Origin of the sequence: Mucilaginibacter aquaedulcis (genome assembly GCF_030409325.1) — a bacterium.
Lineage (GTDB): Bacteria > Bacteroidota > Bacteroidia > Sphingobacteriales > Sphingobacteriaceae > Mucilaginibacter > Mucilaginibacter aquaedulcis.
In genome coordinates this window covers 283,018-299,687 of record NZ_JAUFPR010000003.1, presented here as the reverse complement: position 1 = coordinate 299,687, position 16,670 = coordinate 283,018, and the positions used below count along the sequence as shown (strand labels likewise).

Genomic DNA, 16,670 nt, shown 5'->3' with positions numbered 1-16,670 from the left:
TTTTAGATCAAGAGTTCAATTACTCATTGATCATTGGCAGGTATTTGCTCCAGTTATCTGCTATAACCCAAACTATAACAGCAATTATTACCGCAACAATAGGTAACCCCTGAGGTGCCATGCTGATGTTGGCAAGCAAAATACCGGTTATAATAGGTACAAGAATAACGGCGGCGAGCGCCCTTGTTTTTTTGAAAATAAGCAGTAAGCCGCCAATTAATTCTGCTGCGCCCACAAGTGGTAGTATCCAGCCGATGGTCATAAAGGCCATCCCTGCTTTTGCTGCCTTTTCAGGCATGTCTTTCGGGACAGGCATGTAGTGAAAAAATTTATCGAGGCCCGCGTTAACGAATAACAAGCCAACAAGTAAGCATAACACAAATAGGATTTTAGGTTTCATAATGATAAGTTTTTTCTGAATAATAAACCGAATGGTTGCAAATATAACTGCAACCATTCGGTTTATCAATAGTTTTAAAAAAAATAATTTAGTGCTCTGTTATAGAGGGTGATTGTTACTTTGCATAGGTGCATTTTTGAAAATATTAATCGATAAAACCGCATTAAGTAAATCATGATTTTACTTATCTTATGCGTTTTATAAATGTTAACAATGAAAGTAAAAAGAAGCTGTTTGCCTGTTCTGTTTAGCTTTACAATATTAGCTGCGGGGCAGTGTTTAAACGCCAGTGCTCAGCAAAACCAAATTGCAAAAAGCCTTATTCCTAACCAGGAAACCATGCTGCCGCTAAATGAGATAAAACTAACAGGCTATGTTGGCGATAAATTGAATGCCTGTATCCATAACCGTATTGAGGCGCAGGATATTGAACAGGTTGTAGCTCCCTTCCGCACCAAAAACGAGTGCAACATGTGGCAAACTGAGTTTTGGGGTAAATGGATCACATCGGCTATCGCTGCCCTGCGTTATGATCCGGATGATAAGAAATTGCGTGATAATGTAGATAAAGCCGCTGCTGGTTTAATGGCAACTCAGCTGAAAGATGGTTACATAGGCAACTATGCCGATAGCTGTCACTTGCATCAATGGGATATATGGGGCAGAAAATATACCCTGCTCGGCCTGATAGATTATTATGATCTCAGCAGGAAAAAGGAGGTACTTGAATCGGCAAAGCGACTGTTAAATCAGTTAATGACTGAAGTTGGTCCCGGCAAAAGGGATATTGCCGCTACCGGTAATTATGCAGGTTTACCAAGTACCTCTATCCTTGAACCCGTTGTGCTGATGTATAACCGCACCGGCGATAAACGATACCTTGACTTTGCCGAATATATAGTGCAAAATGAGGAACATGGCAAGCCTAAGCTTATAGCCAATGGCCTTGCCGGGGTATTGGTAAGTGAGCGCTACAAGGCTCCCGGTATTGAACACGGGCAAAAAGCTTATGAAATGATGTCATGCTATGAAGGAATGCTTGAACTTTACCGGGTTACAGGTAAAAAAGAATATCTGGATGCCACGGTAAAAACCGTTGATGAGATCATGGCGCACGAGATCAATATCTGTGGGGGTGCATCAAGCAGTGAGAAATGGTACATGGGCGGGCTCAGGCAGGCCGAACCGGCTATACATCCTATGGAAAGCTGTGTTACCATGACCTGGATAAAACTTTGCAAAAACCTGTTAACCCTCACCGGTAACCCTAAATACATGGATGCCATTGAAATAAGCATGTACAATGCTATGATGGGGGCAATGATGCCCGCAGGCAATACTTTTGCCAAGTACAGTGTTTTGCGCGGCGTACGCGAGCTTGGCGAAGGGCAATGCAATATGGATATCAATTGCTGTATAGCAAATTCGCCAAGAGCTTTTATGCTTTTCCCGGCGGTGAGCTACATGTACCAGGGGCAAAATATTTATGTTAACAGTTATATACCCGGCAAGGCAAGTTTCAATGCCGTAAGCAAGAAAACAGTTACGCTTGAACAAATAACCGACTATCCTAAAACAGGCGGCATTCAAATCATAGTACATGGCGGTGCGTCGTCTCCATTAACCCTTCACCTTCGTATACCTCAGTGGAGCAAAGAAAATAAGGTTTCAATAAATAATGTGGCTGTCGATCAGCCTGTAATAAGCGGCGAATACCTCACATTGAACAGAACCTGGAAGGATGGCGATATGATCAACATAAAACTGGATATGCGCGGCCGTATTGAATATACAAGCGGCGATGTAAATAAGCATTTTGCAATTATGCGCGGCCCGGTAGTTTTGGCCCGCGACAACCGGCTAAATAAATTGGATACCGATGAGTCGCTTGATTTTGACCATCATAACGTTAGCGGCCAGTATATTAATCTTACAGAGATACAGGATAAGCCGCAAAACATATACCTGGCTTATAAGACAGATTTTTATGCTGGCAGTTTAAGAGAAAGATCATATAACAAACCAGTAGAAGTTGTTTTATGTGATTATGCCTCGGCCGGCAATAGCTGGAATAATGATAACAAGTATAATGTTTGGTCGGCCTGGTTACTTCAGCCCTGATCAATTCATGTTTAGGATATAAAAAAACAAAAGCCCCGTAAACATGCAGGGCTTTTGTTTTATAGTAAAAAGTATTATTGGTAGGATTTTTAATCCCAGATACCGTTTTGCGCTGTAAATATGAAAGGTTCGCCGCCTGTTACCATAATGGTATGTTCATGCTGCGCAACAAAACCGCCTTTATTTCCGGTCAGCGTCCATCCGTCGGCCTGGGTATCAGCAATGGTTGATCTTGTTGAAATAAATGTTTCTATAGCTACCACTGAATTTTTCTTGAAACGTGTGGTGTTGTATCTGTCGCAGAAGTTAGCTATTTCGTGGGGTTCTTCATGCAGGCTGCGACCAACACCATGACCCGTTAAGTTTTTTATTACGGTGTAACCGGCCTTTTTGGCTTCGGTTTCTATCAACCTGCCTATTTCTGATATCCTTACGCCACCCTTAATATTGCTAATGGCTTTTTTCAGTATTTCTTTTGAGGCCTCCACCAGTTTGCCATGACCGTGAATATCTTTGCCTAATACAAATGAACCTCCGTTATCGGCCCAGTAACCATTTAACTCTGCCGATACGTCAATATTGATCAGGTCACCTTCTTTCAGGATCTTTTCGGCAGAAGGAATGCCATGGGCAGCCTCCTCATTAATGCTGATACAGGTATGCCCCGGAAAATCATAGGTTAACAAAGGAGCAGAGTGTGCCCCCATTTGAGCCAGCAATTGGCCGCCATACTCGTCAAGTTCTTTTGTTGAAATACCCGGCCTGGCAAACTCACGCATTTTTTTAAGCGTGATGGCAACGGCATCGCTTGCCTGCTGTATTCCAATTCTTTCGTCTTCGGTGGTTATAGACATTTTTTAATCTTTATCTGCTGCAAAATTAACAATTAATACATTGGGCAGCGTTTGCCCAGCGTCAGTTTATGTGAACAACGCTTCGGTTGAATATGTTTAAATACACTGTTACTTCGTGGATTTAAGATTGCTCTAAAGAGAAACATAAAAGCCTTGCGTATGCACGTAAGGCTTGTGTTGATGAGGTAGAAGTCTTAAAGAATTTAGAGCTTAGCCAGAACACGTTACTCTTGCCTGAATTGCGGATGCTGCACGATCTGGGCGGCAATGCTTGAAAGATCCTGACCGGTGAAGGCAGCTGGTCCATCAAATTCAAAATGGTGAGCACTGTGGATGGTAATTAAGCCGAGTAATCCATCCGGCGGTATGTCTACCGAGCGTGCCTGTTCACGATTAAGCCAGTCTTCGGCCTTATCGACAGCATAAATCTTGAAGGTATTTGTTTTTTCCTGTGGTTCAAACCTTAATAATTGCTGGCTTTGGCCAACCCGTATCTCAAATGCTTTCATAATTAAGTTTTATAATTCAGTACATTTTAAGGTTATGTGATTTGCCACCTATTAAGGGCAATATAATTTCCATATGGAACAGGCCGGTGAAATAATGGTTTGAACGAATAAAGAAATTATTGGCTATTTTAAATGGTAGCTTTTCAGTTCAAACTACGGTATTCTTGCGGTGTTTGGCCCACACGTTTTTTAAACAAGCGTGTAAAGTGCTGCGGGTACTTAAAGCCCAGTTCATAAGCAACCTGGTTAACGGTTTTATTGTGGTCAAAGATCTTTTCTTTGGCAATATCAATAAGTTTGAATTGTATGTATTCCTGCGCGGTTTTGCCTGTTTCCTTTTTTACAAGATCTCCAAAATAGTTTGGCGACAGGTTTAATTCGCCGGCAAAATAGGCAACCGAAGGTAAGCCAACTGTTTGTGGTTTTTCGGAGGCATAATAATCATTGAGTACTTTTTCAAATTTTTCAATGATGCCCTGGTGCACATGATCGCGGGTGATGAACTGCCTGTCGTAAAATCGAACACAGTAATCCAGAAAAAGTTCGATGTTGGATATAATAAGCCGTTTGCTGTGCTTATCAACCGACTGGTCCAATTCGTAATCTATCTTTGAAAAGCAATCTAAAACGATGTTTTTCTCTCTTTCTGATAGGTGCAGTGCTTCTTTGGATTGATAACTGAAAAAGTTGTAATCCTGAATATGCTTACCAAGCGAACTGCCATGGATGAGGTCGGGATGAAAGGCCAGTACACGGCCTTTGGGCTGGTAAAAATCGCCATTGCTGTTAACGCCTGCAATCTGTCCAGGTGCCATAAATACCAATGTACCTTCCTGGTAGTCATAAGTATTCCGGCCATAAACAAGATCACCGCATTTTACATCTTTTAAAAACACTATGTAAAAGCCGAAGTACATTTGTGACCCCTGTCTTGGGGCGGCTTTTGACAGATCAACCACTGTTACCAATGGGTGTTTGGTTTCATTATTATTAAAAGCGTTGTATTCGCTGATGGTGTTAAAGCGTCGCATACTATCCATGTTCCTTTATTTTAATTCAAATTTACGCTATTAATCAATGTGTTACCTATAGCGCTATGCAAATCTGTAATAATGGTAGAAACATCCGTAATCTGTATCCCATTGCGGTCAATAAAAGCACAGAACTTTGTATCCATATAATATCACTAAAGAAGATTATGATAAAGAGACAATTAGGAAAAAGTGGGCTTGAAGTATCAACACTTGGTTTCGGATGCATGGGACTGAGCTTTGGATATGGCCCCGCAACGGCTAAAAATGAAGCTATTAAATTGCTGCATGCAGCGGTAGAACATGGTGTAACCTTTTTTGATACTGCAGAAGCATACGGGCCTTTTGACAATGAGGAGTTACTTGGCGAAGCCCTGGCACCTTATCGTGATCAGGTGGTGATAGCGACTAAATTCGGTTTTATGGAAGGTAAACCTGCTTTAGGTGCCGATAGCAGCCCAAAACGGATCCGTGAGGTGGCCGAAGCCGCTTTGAAGCGACTGCGTACAGATCATATCGATTTGTTTTACCAACATCGTGTCGACCCTAATGTACCTATGGAAGATGTGGCAGGAACAGTGAAAGACCTGATTGCGGAAGGTAAAGTGAAGTATTTTGGTCTTTCTGAAGCTGGTGTTGGTTCTATCCGTAAGGCACACGCTGTGCAACCTGTTGCGGCATTGCAAAGTGAATACTCACTTTGGTGGCGCGAACCGGAAAGCGAGATACTGCCAACGCTTGAAGAACTGGGAATTGGTTTTGTTCCGTTTAGCCCGCTGGGTAAGGGCTTTTTAACAGGAGCCATTAATGAAAATACAACTTTTACCGAAAATGACTTCCGGAATACGGTGCCCCGCTTTTCTGAAGAGAACCGCAAGGCAAACCAGGCTTTGGTTAACAGGTTAGGAAGCATTGCTGCCGAAAAAGGAGCGAGCCCGGCGCAAATTGCACTGGCCTGGCTGCTGGCCCAAAAGCCATGGATAGTGCCAATTCCGGGTACAACCAAAATGCACCGGATGGAAGAAAACTTAGGTGCTGCCGAGATACAACTATCAGGTCATGATCTGGCAGAAATTAATGAAGCTTTGGCCAATATTGAGGTACAAGGTCATCGTTATTCTGAGCAAGCTCAAAAAATGGTAAACCGTTAATATTTTGAAAAAGGCGAACCGAGCCGGTTCGTCTTTTTTTTATGTTCAAAAAAATTACAGAAAATGAAAAAGATAATATTCCTTGCGGTCATAGCAACCGTATTAGCAGCACCGGTATTTGCCCAATCCGGGTCTATTTTCCCTAAAGGCGAAGTATCAACAGTAAACAATCACACCGGTACGGTATGGCTTACAGAATTGAATAAAGCCGATAGTTTAATTGATTGTAACATAGCAACCGCAACCTTTGCACCAGGAGCCAAGTTAGACTGGCATATTCACCCGGCCGGGCAAATCCTGATCATTACTGATGGTACCGGCTACTACCAGGAAAAAGGCAAGGCTATACAGGTTGTTCATAAGGGAGATGTGATCAAATGTGTTCCGGGCGTAACCCATTGGCATGGTGCAGCACCCAATAGCGCTTTAACCTATATAGCGGTTAGCACCAATGGTGCCAAAAATAAAACCCAGTGGCTTCAGCGGGTAACCGATGCCGAGTATAGTAAAGCCTCCAATTAAATCCTGTTATAAACCCAAAATTTAAAATTATGAAAGCATTACTATTCGGTTTCTCTTTATTATTTATTTCGACACAGTTCTGCTCCGCACAAACGGCTAAAACACCTGCCAAAGCCGAGCAGGAGATCATTGATCTTTCCAAAACCAAGTGGCTTTGGATGGCCGACAAAAATGTGGATTCCCTGAACGCATTATTTGATGAAAAAGCTGTGTTTGTACATATGGGTGGTAGCTGGGGTAAAGCGCCGGAGTTAAATGTGATCAAAACCGGCGGCATACATTATAAAAAAGCCGACGTTCATTCCGTTTCCGTAAATATTATTGACAACACTGCTATCCTGTTAAATAATATTACTTTACTGGCTGTTGTTGGGGGTAATGAGGTAACAAACCCTTTTATTGTTACCGAGGTTTATGTTAAGGAAAGCGGCAAATGGAAGCTGGGTTCTTTATCTTTCACCAAGCAACTTAGCCCTAACGATGCTCAGCACTAAGCATTGTGACCTGTCAACTATTAATAACACCAGAATGAAAAAAGCTGCCTTTTACTGTTTCCTGATCAGCCTCTGTTTTACCTCGGTATGGGCAAGCGGACAAACTCCGCCATCAAAAAAGATATTGATCGTATACCTGTCAAGAACCAATAATACTAAAGCTTTAGCAGCGATGATACACGGTTACGTGGATGGAAAATTAGTGGCGCTGGAGTTGCAAACACCCTATCCGGAAAACTATCGGCAAACAGTACAACAGGTATCTAAAGAAAATGAAACAGGCTTTCTGCCTCCTTTAAAAACCAGGATAGACAGTATAGAGCAATACGATATTGTATTTGTTGGCTTCCCCACATGGGATATGAAGATGCCGCCGCCAATGAAAAGCTTTTTAAACCAGTATGATCTTAGTGGCAAAACAATTATTCCTTTTAATAGCAACGCTGGTTACGGGGTGGGCAGTAGTTTTGACACTTTAAAACAACTTTGTCCGCACAGTAAAGTGTTGGAGGGCTACTCCACTAAAGGTGGTGTTGAGCGTGATGGTGTTTTATTTGTAATGCAGGGTCAAAAGGAAGTACAAACCCGTAACGAGGTTAAAGTCTGGCTTAGTAAAATCAAAATGCTCAGGTAACATTCCATTTTATAGCATGCCTTTTTATTGAATCCGTAAAAAGGATACAATCTCCCCGAATTAGTGTTATCAGCAGCTACACTCCCGAACCGACCTTTACACCGTAATTTAAAATTTAAAAAAATGAAAAATACAATTTTAATAACCGGTGCGAGCAGTGGAATTGGAGCAGCAACTGCAAAACTATTTTGGTCAAAAGGGTGGAACGTGATTGCCACCATGCGTAATCCTGAAAACGAAACAGAACTAACCAATTCAGATACCTTATTGCTTACCAGGCTGGATGTACTTGACCCGGACTCCATAAACAAGGCGGTAAACGCAGGTATTCAAAAATTTGGTAAAATAGATGTATTGGTTAATAATGCAGGCTATGGTGCCTATGGTATCCTTGAGGCTTTTAGCCGGGAGCAAATCATTCGCCAGTTTAATACCAATGTGATAGGACTTTTAGATGTTACCAAAGCCTTGCTTCCACATTTCCGTGAAAACAAAAGCGGTACCATTGTCAATATATCCTCTATCGGAGGCAAAATGACCTTCCCTTTAGGTGCGCTGTACCACGGAACCAAGTTTGCTGTTGAAGGTATCTCCGAATCATTGAATTACGAAGTAGAGCAGTTTGGCGGAAAGGTGAAGATAGTTGAACCCGGTGCCATAGCAACTGATTTTGCAACCCGTTCAATGGATTTTAGCAATGATGAAAGCCTTGCAGATTATCAGCCGATAGTTGGTAAAATACTGGCCGGAATGCCCGTGTTTTTTGCCGATGCTTCGCCCGCAGCTGTGGTTGCTGATGTAATTTACCAGGCTGCCACTGATGGTACCGATCAATTGCGATATACCGCCGGGGAAGATGCCAAAGTGATCATTGAGAACCGCCGTCTGGTTGATGACAAAACGTTTGCCGACGGAATGAAAAAACAATTCGGGCTTTAATTGTTCAATGCTTAAATTAGAGGTACCATGAACGCTTTTATCCAGCTGCATACCATTACTGATCTGTTCAAGTTTTTCAGGCTCAGGCAACCTGTACGGCATCCATTGGTTGCAGTTGTGGATTTTAGCGAGGTGCGTGATCTGGTTAACGAAGAAACAAAGCTTTCGGCCGATTTCTATTCGTTATTATTTAAAAACTATAACCGCAATAATTTAAAGTACGGCCGCAAAATTGTTGACTTTCAGGATGGATGCCTCATGAGCATGGGCCCCAACCAGGTAATTGAAATGGATAACGACATTGATGTATCTGCAAATATGGTAGGGTGGGGCCTGTTTTTTCATCCCGATTTGATAAGGGCCACTTCTTTGAATGACAAACTGAAGGATTATACTTTTTTTTCGTACGAAATGTCTGAGTCGCTCCATCTGTCAGAAAAAGAGCACCAGATATTACATGATCTTGTATTAAAGATTGAGGCCGAATTACAGGAAAATATAGATGTGCATAGCCAGGCTATCATCGTATCAAACATTGAGTTGCTTTTAAATTATTGTACCCGATTTTACGGGCGGCAGTTTATTACCCGGAAAAGTTCAAACAACTCGGTAGTGGTTCAAATAGAGAAGATACTGAGCGAATATTTTAAGGGTAACAACATAAATGAACAAGGCTTGCCTACGGTTAAACACCTTGCAGACCAGGTTTACCTGTCGCCAAGTTACCTGAGCGATCTGCTTAAAAAGGAAACGGGTAAAAACGCGCAGGAGCACATTCATTACCATTTAATAGAGGAGGCCAAGAGCCTGTTATTAAGTACCGACAGATCTGTTAGCGAAATAGCCTATTCATTAGGTTTTGAGTACCCGCAATATTTTAATAAACTCTTTAAACAAAAAATAGGTAAAACACCTGTTGAGTACAGGAGCCTGAATTAAAAGCCAGGCAGTTAGCCGGTAAAGCTTAAAAAACACAAAGCCCCGATAAAGCGGGGTTTTGTGTTTTTTATTGATGATGGATGCCGTTTATTCGGTTCTTAAACTCTTTATCGGATTAGCCAATGCAGCCTTTATTGCTGTATAACCCACAGTAAGCCATGCAATGCATATTGATGATAAAATGGTAGCTATGAAGAACCATATGCTGATGGAGATATGAAAAGTATAAGCCTGCAGCCACTGTTGCATAAAATACCAGGCAACCGGCGAGGCAATTACAAACGCTATCATTACCAGGATGGTGAATTCTTTGGATAACAGAATCACAATATCCTGTACAGGTGCGCCCAACACTTTGCGTATACCAATTTCTTTTTTGCGCTGAATTGCCATAAACGAGATCAACCCGTATAATCCTAAGCAGGATATAAAAATGGCTATACCCGAAAATATTTTGTACAACTGCGAAAGCTGGTTTTCCTGTTCATAAAAATTAGCGATTGTTTGATCCATGAAATGATATTCAAACGTATATTCAGGAAAGGCTTTACCCCATATCTTTTCCATAGCAGCAGATACTGATTTTGTTTTACTAAGGTCTATCTGCACATTGGCCAAATGATATCCATTTTTTGAAGTGGTCATTACTATGGGCCCGATAGGGTCGCGAAGGGAGTTGGTATGGAAATCTCTCACCACGCCCACTATGGGTAAAACGGTGCCGCCTATGCTGATTCTGCGGCCTATGGCATCTTCGGGTTTGTGGATACCTAAATTTTTAACCAGGGTTTCATTTACCATAAACTCGCGTGCCGTGTCTGACGGGAAATATACCCTACCGGCAGCAAGCGGCAGATCATAAACATCATAAAATTGAGGGTCAGCAATTTTTACATTCACTATCATGTCTGAATTGCCGCTCTTATTGCCTTCGGTGCGTAGGTCGGTGGCCCAGCCGCCGCTTTCCGATGATGGTGAATACATGCTCAGGCTAACCTTTTTAATACCTGGAACTTTTAGTAGCTCATCGCGCAGATAGTCAATTTTTGTACGGCCAAGGCTATCAGCCGGGAAGCTTGCATAAATGAGGGCATCCTTTTTAAAGCCCATGTTGGTGCCACGAAAATAATCCATTTGCGATGTTACAACCAACATTCCTATGATGAGTGCCTGTGCTATCATAAATTGAAAAACAACCAGCCCTCTCCTGAATAAAACCCCCTTTTTTTGATCGGTTCCCATGCCATCGCCCTTTAAAACGGTAACAGGTTTAAAGCCCGATAATACCAACGCCGGATAAAACCCGGAAATGAGTGATACCAACACCAATGAGCCAAGCATAAACAGGATTAGCCTGGCGCTGTAAAGCATGGATACCGAAATATGAATATTCAATAAATTATTGATGGCAGGCAGGCAAAATACCACTATAACCAGCGAGAGCAGGAAGGCTAAACAGCTTGTTACACAAGTTTCGCCTAAAAACTGGAGCATTAACTGTGCCCTGCTGCCACCCAGTACTTTCCGTACACCTACTTCGCGGCCACGGTTAATGGCTTGCGCAATGGTAAGGTTAATGAAGTTTACACAGGCCACAACCACCAGGAACAAGCCTATGAGGTTAAGCGCCAGGATAAGATCCTTGCTAAAGGTACGGCCGGTAAAGTTGCCATAACGCTCATCATAATGTATTTCACTCAGGGGCTGAAGCGTAAGGTCGTAACCCGGATTTACGGGTTTGATATGCCGGGTGGTAAAATCTGCAAGCGATTGGCTAAGCCGTGTTTCTGCTTGGTTAGGGGCAAGCTCCACAAAACAATAATTATTATCATCAATACCCGACCAGTTTTTATCGTTATTCCTGGCAACAGAAATATAAGACAATACCGCCTTTATGGGGAAGTCGGTGTTTACCGGAGGGTTTTCAAGTATCCCGGTAATTTTAACCAGTCGACCATTCATTTTAAGTGTTTTAGCAATCACTCCCCGCCAATCGCCAAAATACTTAGTGGCGGTAGCTTTGGTCAGCAGCACGGTATTTGGTTCACTCAGGGCAGTTTTCAGATCGCCATCTACCAAGCCAAAATCAAACATTTGAAAAAACTGCGGTTCGGCAAAAAAGGTTCCGCTTACTTCCTTGAATTTTTTTTGAGCTGAGATGTCTTTATTCGGAACAATTACCTGCACATCACCAAAACTGGCTATGGCCGCAGCATTTTTTACTTCGGATAGTTCGTTTCTTATGGCTGAGGTTACCGGTACCGGAACACCGGTACGATACCCGCGGCTGTCGGCATTTTTACCGGCCCTGCCTACGCGGTATATCCTGTCTTTTTTGGTATGGAACTGATCAAAGCTCTGTTGGTACTGAACCACGAGAAATATTAAAAGATAAGCAGCAAAGCCTACGGCCAAACCTGCAATATTAATTGCGGAGTTGCTTTTGTGGCGGGATAAATTTCTGAGTGCCGTTTTGAAATAGTTTTTTAACATTTTTTTTCAGGTGTTAGTGATCAAATCATTATGCTAATGCCAATCATTTTTTTATTTTCAAAACCGGTGCCATAGGTTTAAGTTATTGAAATTGTGCTATTTATGATGTTTTTGCCTTGCGCAATGTGTTCGTTTATGATGCAGCTGCCGTCCGGTTTTAATTAAGGTGGTTTACAGCAATATAACTGTAATAATATCCTTACCATTTTGTAGTATCCGTTTTGGTTATAGTATATTAGGCAGCCGGATAAAAAGCTGGGCCGGTTACCATAACGAAAACTTAAACGTATGAAAAAAATATTCCTTTTCGCTTTGTTGATCCTGTTATCCATTCAGGGATACAGTCAAAAAAGGCCAAATGTTATTTTTATCCTTACAGACGATCTGGGATACGGCGATATTGGTTGTTATGGTAACCCGCTAATTAAAACCCCGTTTTTAGATAGCATGGCTCATGAGGGCATAAGGGCCACAAGCTATGTAGTTACCTCGCCAATATGTACGCCTTCGCGGGCCGCGTTACTTACTGGCCGGTATGCCAATCGTATGAATTTGCCTGTTCCGGTTGGCCCGGGAGCCAATCATGGCATCCCTACTGCCGAAGTTACTATAGCGCAAATGCTTAAATCGGCTGGTTATAAAACAGGCATGGTTGGTAAATGGCACCTGGGCGACAGGGATACCACGTTACCCAATACCAAAGGGTTTGATTCTTTTTTCGGTATGCTGTACAGTCATGATTACAGGGCGCCGTACGTTGTTACCGATACCGTGATCAAGATATTCAGAAACCGTACCCCGGTTATTTATAAACCTGCCGATAGTACCTTGATTGATCTGTATACCGATGAGTCTGTTAAATTCATCAAACAGCAGTCGGCAAAGCAGCCTTTCTTTTTATACCTGGCGCATAATATGCCTCATTTGCCTATTGCATTTGCCGCGCGTAAGTACCGCAAGGTACATTCAGATGGTGGCGAGTATGGTGACATCATTGAACAGCTTGATGAGAGTTTTGCCAAAATATGGTCGGTACTAAAAGCTAAGGGGCTTGCCGATAATACCATATTTGTGTTTTCGAGCGATAATGGCCCATGGCTTAATATTCCTGACAGGGTTTATGCTGATGGTGTTACCCGCCAGTATCATGCAGGCTCTCCGGGGATTTTCAGAGGGGCCAAATTTGAAACCTATGAAGGGGGCGATAGGGTGCCTTTCATCATATACTGGAAAAACCATACGCTGCGCAATAAAACCATAACATCGGCCTTTTCATGCCTTGATATAATGCCTACCCTGGCCGAGTGGACGGGCGCTCCATTACCTAAAGGCCGCAAGTTAGACGGGCAATCCGTTGCTCCATTATTAACCGATCCTAAGTATAAAGGCAAACACCAGATCATATTTTATGTAAATACAATTGGCGAAGTGGTACGTGATGGCGACTGGAAATTGAGGCGTACTAAAACACCCAAAGGCGACATTAAGGTTGAATTGTTTAATCTGGCCTGGGACCCGGCCGAGCGGGTAAACCTGGCCGATAAAAATGAAGACCAGGTAAAACGCCTGATGCCGATTTTAACCAACTTTCTGAATGAGACCAGCGTATCCCACAATAACGTGGAGATAAGCGGGAAAATAAATGAGTGAGAATATCCACATCAACAGAGGTAAAACCTGATTAATTGCTTATCAAGTTTGTAAATTAGCTTTGTTTTAAACAATACTTATTTATTGTAACATGAAAACAACCTTAGATAGCAAAACCATCGATACCCTGCGCGATCTGCCGGATATGATACCGGTACTGCGCGATTATTTTGAGGATTGGACGATCAGGGTTTTTAACCGGGAACAGCATGAGTGCCGTAACTACTTATCTCCCAATCGCAGGGAGTTTTATAAGGTGCTTTTGATTTCAAAAGGGGCGGGGGTATTTACCATGGGGCTTAATACCTATTATATTGAGGAGCCCACACTGTTGTTCATTCATCCCAATGATATTATTTCATGGAAAAACCTGTCGGATGATCCGGGTGGTTATTATGTGCTGTTTAAAAAAACGTTTGTTAACCATCAGCCGCAGTTAAAGGCGGTGATTGATAAATTTGGTTTGTTTGTGGATAAGCCAAAGAGTGTTATCCGCTTAACCGAAAGCGAAGTGCCATTGATATGCCAGTATTTTCAAAAAATGCAGGAAGAAGAACTGGGCAATAGCGAATTTAAAGAAGATGCCATGCAGGCATTTTTGCAACTGCTCATGGTTGAAAGTATGAAAGTGGCCCGCTTCCCCAAACCCGATGATGTTACGGAAGATTACACACACGTACATCACTTTTTTGATCTGCTGGAGCGGGAAACCTCGGGCATCAATTACAGTACGCCTATCCGCATAAAAACTGCCAAGGAGTTTGCCCATAGCCTTGATGTACATCCCAATTATCTGAACGCCTTACTTAAAAAACATACCGGTCAAAACGCCAGCACTCATATCCGCAACCGCCTGCTTGATGAGGCCAAGGCATTACTGGTTCAAACCGATTGGAGTTTGCAGGACATCAGCTATAGTATAGGTTTTGCCGAGCAGCCTAATTTTAACCAGTTCTTTAAAAAGAATACAGGCATAACGCCTGCCGAGTTCAGGAGAACCTACTGATCGGGACTTCTGTACATTTTCGGTTGAACGGCAAAAACCTTGATATTCATAATATAAGCGTTGTTTTTGGTACAAACCGGTCTATCGATCCGGCTGATCTTTGTAAAACAAAAACATAATAAAAATGAAAAAGTCAATTTTAATTATCGGTGCCGGCCCTGGCTTAAGCCAGGGAGTGGCTAATAAATTTGCGAAGGAGGATTTTTCCATAGCCCTTATTAGCCGTAACGCAGCCAATCTGGAAAATATTAAACAAGAGCTTTCGGCAAAGGGAGTTAGGGAAGTAAGCTATACGATAGCCAATGCCGGTAATGCAAAGGAACTTGGCGAAGCCATATCAAAACTGGCAATTCAGGTAAACGGGTTTGATGTTGTACTTTACAACGCGGCTGTGGTTAAGGCTAAGGATATTATGGAAGAAAGTACTGAAGTGCTGACCCATGATTTTACTATCAATGTAGCTAATGCCCTGCATTCGTTGCAGGTTGCTTATCCTGGTTTAAAGGAGAAACAAGGCGCGTTTTTATTAACAGGTGGTGGCCTTGGTATTACACCCGATGCAGGTTATGGATCATTATCGATAGGTAAAGCGGGGCTTCGGAGTCTTGCCTATCAATTACATGATCGGCTTAAAAACGAAAATATTTACGTTGGTCTGCTAACAGTAGCTGGGTATATAAATGAACAAAGCGCAACGCATTCGCCGGATTTATTGGCCAACTTGTTCTGGAAACTGTACGAGGAAAGAGCAGTGGCCGAAATTCAACAATAAAGTTATTACATATACCGGTTTAAAAACGGCCCTGAAAACCAGGACCGTTTTTATTTTATCCTATGTCGTTAATCTTTGATATTCATAACAGAACCTGTGTTATTGCTATAAGGGAGGGCCTGTTTTGTTGCGAAATTTGAACTATCAAATAAAAACAATAAAAAAATGAAAACTCCAAAAACATGGTTCATTACCGGCGCCTCAAGAGGCTTCGGTTTAGATATTACTAAGGCAGTATTAGCATCTGGCGATAAGGTAGTTGCCACCGTACGCAGCAAAGCCTCCGAACTGGCAGAACAATTCAATAACAATAATAATTTATACGTGGTTACAATGGATGTAACTAACCAGGAACAGGTAAATGCGGCAGCTCAGCAAGCTATTGATCATTTCGGTCGTATTGATGTGCTGGTTAACAATGCCGGTTACGGTTTACTCTCAGGTGTGGAAGAGGCTACCGATCAGGAAGTAAAACGCAATTATGAGGTGAATGTATTCGGTACGCTCAATGTGATCAGGGCAGTATTGCCTTTTATGCGCAAAGAGCGCTCAGGTCATGTGATCAATATATCATCTGTTGGTGGCTTGGGTGCCTACGCCGGTTGGGGACTTTACGGTTCAACCAAATTTGCTATCGAGGGTATCACTGAGGCCCTGGCCATGGAAGTGGCTCCGCTGGGTATTCACGCTACTGTGGTAGCTCCGGGCTTTTTCCGTACCAATTTTTTGGATGAGTCATCATTGTTCAGCAGTGAACATATTATTGATGATTATGCAGAAACAGTGGGAGCCATGCGCAACTTTGCCGCCAAAGCAAACTACCAGCAGCCTGGCGATCCTGAAAAGCTTGCCCTTGCATTTGTAAAGTTGGGTAATGCTGAAAACCCTCCGGTACACCTGCCTTTGGGTAGCGATACCCTGCAACGTTTCCGCGAAAAAACAGCGGCCTTTGAAAAGGACATTGAAAACTGGTATGATACCATTACCGGGACAGATCATGATGATGTTGCCGCCAAAGCTTAACTGATCTCATATACTTACAACAAAAAGCCGGGAAATTTTTCCGGCTTTTTCCATTTATGACTAACTGGAGAAATTTTTCTGCTGATGCGGTATTATCAACAGGTTATTAACCATATGAACTACGCTAACAAT

At 42.4% G+C, this 16,670-nt stretch carries 16 protein-coding genes; 11 read left to right on the top strand and 5 right to left on the bottom strand.

The window, feature by feature from the left end:
* Positions 1–19 precede the first annotated feature (19 nt).
* The gene (locus QWZ01_RS16505) at positions 20–400 is read right to left on the bottom strand and encodes a DoxX family membrane protein (RefSeq protein ID WP_290325107.1); all 381 of its coding nucleotides are present in this window, start codon (positions 398–400) and stop codon (positions 20–22) included.
* Positions 401–613: 213 nt separating this feature from the next.
* On the opposite strand from QWZ01_RS16505, the gene QWZ01_RS16500 reads away from it, so the two are divergent.
* Positions 614–2,521: a beta-L-arabinofuranosidase domain-containing protein gene (locus tag QWZ01_RS16500; RefSeq protein ID WP_290325105.1), complete on the top strand. Its 1,908-nt coding sequence runs from the start codon at positions 614–616 to the stop codon at positions 2,519–2,521.
* Positions 2,522–2,610: 89 nt separating this feature from the next.
* On the opposite strand, the gene map is transcribed toward QWZ01_RS16500, so the two are convergent.
* The 3 genes from map to QWZ01_RS16485 all read right to left on the bottom strand — a co-directional run bounded on the left by map (position 2,611) and on the right by QWZ01_RS16485 (position 4,924).
* The gene (gene map, locus QWZ01_RS16495; protein ID WP_290325104.1) at positions 2,611–3,375 is read right to left on the bottom strand and encodes a type I methionyl aminopeptidase; all 765 of its coding nucleotides are present in this window, start codon (positions 3,373–3,375) and stop codon (positions 2,611–2,613) included.
* 224 nt (positions 3,376–3,599) lie between these two features.
* Complete coding sequence (locus tag QWZ01_RS16490; RefSeq protein WP_290325102.1) at positions 3,600–3,884, bottom strand: hypothetical protein; 285 nt, start codon at positions 3,882–3,884, stop codon at positions 3,600–3,602.
* Between the two features lie 143 nt (positions 3,885–4,027).
* The gene (locus QWZ01_RS16485) at positions 4,028–4,924 is read right to left on the bottom strand and encodes a helix-turn-helix domain-containing protein (protein WP_290325100.1); all 897 of its coding nucleotides are present in this window, start codon (positions 4,922–4,924) and stop codon (positions 4,028–4,030) included.
* 158 nt (positions 4,925–5,082) lie between these two features.
* Between QWZ01_RS16485 and QWZ01_RS16480 the strand changes: the two genes are divergently transcribed.
* The 6 genes from QWZ01_RS16480 to QWZ01_RS16455 all read left to right on the top strand — a co-directional run bounded on the left by QWZ01_RS16480 (position 5,083) and on the right by QWZ01_RS16455 (position 9,594).
* On the top strand, positions 5,083–6,066 hold the full coding sequence (locus QWZ01_RS16480) for an aldo/keto reductase (RefSeq protein ID WP_290325098.1): 984 nt from the start codon (positions 5,083–5,085) through the stop codon (positions 6,064–6,066).
* Positions 6,067–6,129: 63 nt separating this feature from the next.
* A complete protein-coding gene (locus QWZ01_RS16475) occupies positions 6,130–6,588 on the top strand; it encodes a cupin domain-containing protein (RefSeq protein WP_290325096.1) in 459 nt (152 codons plus the stop codon).
* 29 nt (positions 6,589–6,617) lie between these two features.
* On the top strand, positions 6,618–7,082 hold the full coding sequence (locus QWZ01_RS16470) for a nuclear transport factor 2 family protein (protein ID WP_290325094.1): 465 nt from the start codon (positions 6,618–6,620) through the stop codon (positions 7,080–7,082).
* Positions 7,083–7,116: 34 nt separating this feature from the next.
* Positions 7,117–7,716 (top strand): flavodoxin family protein, encoded by a 600-nt coding sequence (locus QWZ01_RS16465; protein ID WP_290325092.1) that lies wholly within the window; start codon positions 7,117–7,119, stop codon positions 7,714–7,716.
* 123 nt (positions 7,717–7,839) lie between these two features.
* Entirely contained in the window at positions 7,840–8,655 is an 816-nt protein-coding gene (locus tag QWZ01_RS16460; protein WP_290325089.1) for an SDR family oxidoreductase, read from the top strand.
* A 27-nt stretch (positions 8,656–8,682) separates the two neighbouring features.
* Positions 8,683–9,594 carry a helix-turn-helix domain-containing protein gene (locus QWZ01_RS16455; RefSeq protein ID WP_290325087.1) on the top strand — a complete coding sequence of 304 codons (912 nt, stop codon included), beginning with the start codon at positions 8,683–8,685 and terminating at the stop codon, positions 9,592–9,594.
* 87 nt (positions 9,595–9,681) lie between these two features.
* Here the strand turns inward: QWZ01_RS16455 and QWZ01_RS16450 are convergent, their stop codons facing one another.
* Positions 9,682–12,087, bottom strand: coding sequence for an ABC transporter permease (locus QWZ01_RS16450; RefSeq protein ID WP_290325083.1), 2,406 nt, complete (start codon positions 12,085–12,087; stop codon positions 9,682–9,684).
* A gap of 288 nt (positions 12,088–12,375) precedes the next feature.
* Here QWZ01_RS16450 and QWZ01_RS16445 point away from each other — a divergent pair, with 288 nt between their 5' ends.
* The 4 genes from QWZ01_RS16445 (at position 12,376) to QWZ01_RS16430 (ending at position 16,538) form a co-directional block, all read left to right on the top strand.
* Entirely contained in the window at positions 12,376–13,737 is a 1,362-nt protein-coding gene (locus tag QWZ01_RS16445; protein ID WP_290325082.1) for a sulfatase-like hydrolase/transferase, read from the top strand.
* Positions 13,738–13,828: 91 nt separating this feature from the next.
* A complete protein-coding gene (locus tag QWZ01_RS16440; RefSeq protein ID WP_290325080.1) occupies positions 13,829–14,743 on the top strand; it encodes an AraC family transcriptional regulator in 915 nt (304 codons plus the stop codon).
* A 124-nt stretch (positions 14,744–14,867) separates the two neighbouring features.
* A complete protein-coding gene (locus QWZ01_RS16435) occupies positions 14,868–15,515 on the top strand; it encodes an SDR family NAD(P)-dependent oxidoreductase (RefSeq protein ID WP_290325078.1) in 648 nt (215 codons plus the stop codon).
* A gap of 165 nt (positions 15,516–15,680) precedes the next feature.
* Complete coding sequence (locus QWZ01_RS16430) at positions 15,681–16,538, top strand: oxidoreductase (protein ID WP_290325076.1); 858 nt, start codon at positions 15,681–15,683, stop codon at positions 16,536–16,538.
* Positions 16,539–16,670 lie beyond the last annotated feature (132 nt).

Excerpts from the sequence above, each read along its gene's own strand:
- QWZ01_RS16485 (WP_290325100.1), bottom strand. The coding sequence starts at position 4,924 with ATGGATAGTATGCGACGCTTTAACACCATCAGCGAATACAACGCTTTT.
- QWZ01_RS16440 (WP_290325080.1), top strand. The coding sequence starts at position 13,829 with ATGAAAACAACCTTAGATAGCAAAACCATCGATACCCTGCGCGATCTG.
- QWZ01_RS16450 (WP_290325083.1), bottom strand. The coding sequence starts at position 12,087 with ATGTTAAAAAACTATTTCAAAACGGCACTCAGAAATTTATCCCGCCAC.
- QWZ01_RS16445 (WP_290325082.1), top strand. The coding sequence starts at position 12,376 with ATGAAAAAAATATTCCTTTTCGCTTTGTTGATCCTGTTATCCATTCAG.
- QWZ01_RS16475 (WP_290325096.1), top strand. The coding sequence starts at position 6,130 with ATGAAAAAGATAATATTCCTTGCGGTCATAGCAACCGTATTAGCAGCA.
- QWZ01_RS16470 (WP_290325094.1), top strand. The coding sequence starts at position 6,618 with ATGAAAGCATTACTATTCGGTTTCTCTTTATTATTTATTTCGACACAG.
- QWZ01_RS16480 (WP_290325098.1), top strand. The coding sequence starts at position 5,083 with ATGATAAAGAGACAATTAGGAAAAAGTGGGCTTGAAGTATCAACACTT.
- QWZ01_RS16490 (WP_290325102.1), bottom strand. The coding sequence starts at position 3,884 with ATGAAAGCATTTGAGATACGGGTTGGCCAAAGCCAGCAATTATTAAGG.
- QWZ01_RS16500 (WP_290325105.1), top strand. The coding sequence starts at position 614 with ATGAAAGTAAAAAGAAGCTGTTTGCCTGTTCTGTTTAGCTTTACAATA.
- QWZ01_RS16430 (WP_290325076.1), top strand. The coding sequence starts at position 15,681 with ATGAAAACTCCAAAAACATGGTTCATTACCGGCGCCTCAAGAGGCTTC.
- QWZ01_RS16435 (WP_290325078.1), top strand. The coding sequence starts at position 14,868 with ATGAAAAAGTCAATTTTAATTATCGGTGCCGGCCCTGGCTTAAGCCAG.
- QWZ01_RS16455 (WP_290325087.1), top strand. The coding sequence starts at position 8,683 with ATGAACGCTTTTATCCAGCTGCATACCATTACTGATCTGTTCAAGTTT.
- map (WP_290325104.1), bottom strand. The coding sequence starts at position 3,375 with ATGTCTATAACCACCGAAGACGAAAGAATTGGAATACAGCAGGCAAGC.
- QWZ01_RS16465 (WP_290325092.1), top strand. The coding sequence starts at position 7,117 with ATGAAAAAAGCTGCCTTTTACTGTTTCCTGATCAGCCTCTGTTTTACC.
- QWZ01_RS16460 (WP_290325089.1), top strand. The coding sequence starts at position 7,840 with ATGAAAAATACAATTTTAATAACCGGTGCGAGCAGTGGAATTGGAGCA.
- QWZ01_RS16505 (WP_290325107.1), bottom strand. The coding sequence starts at position 400 with ATGAAACCTAAAATCCTATTTGTGTTATGCTTACTTGTTGGCTTGTTA.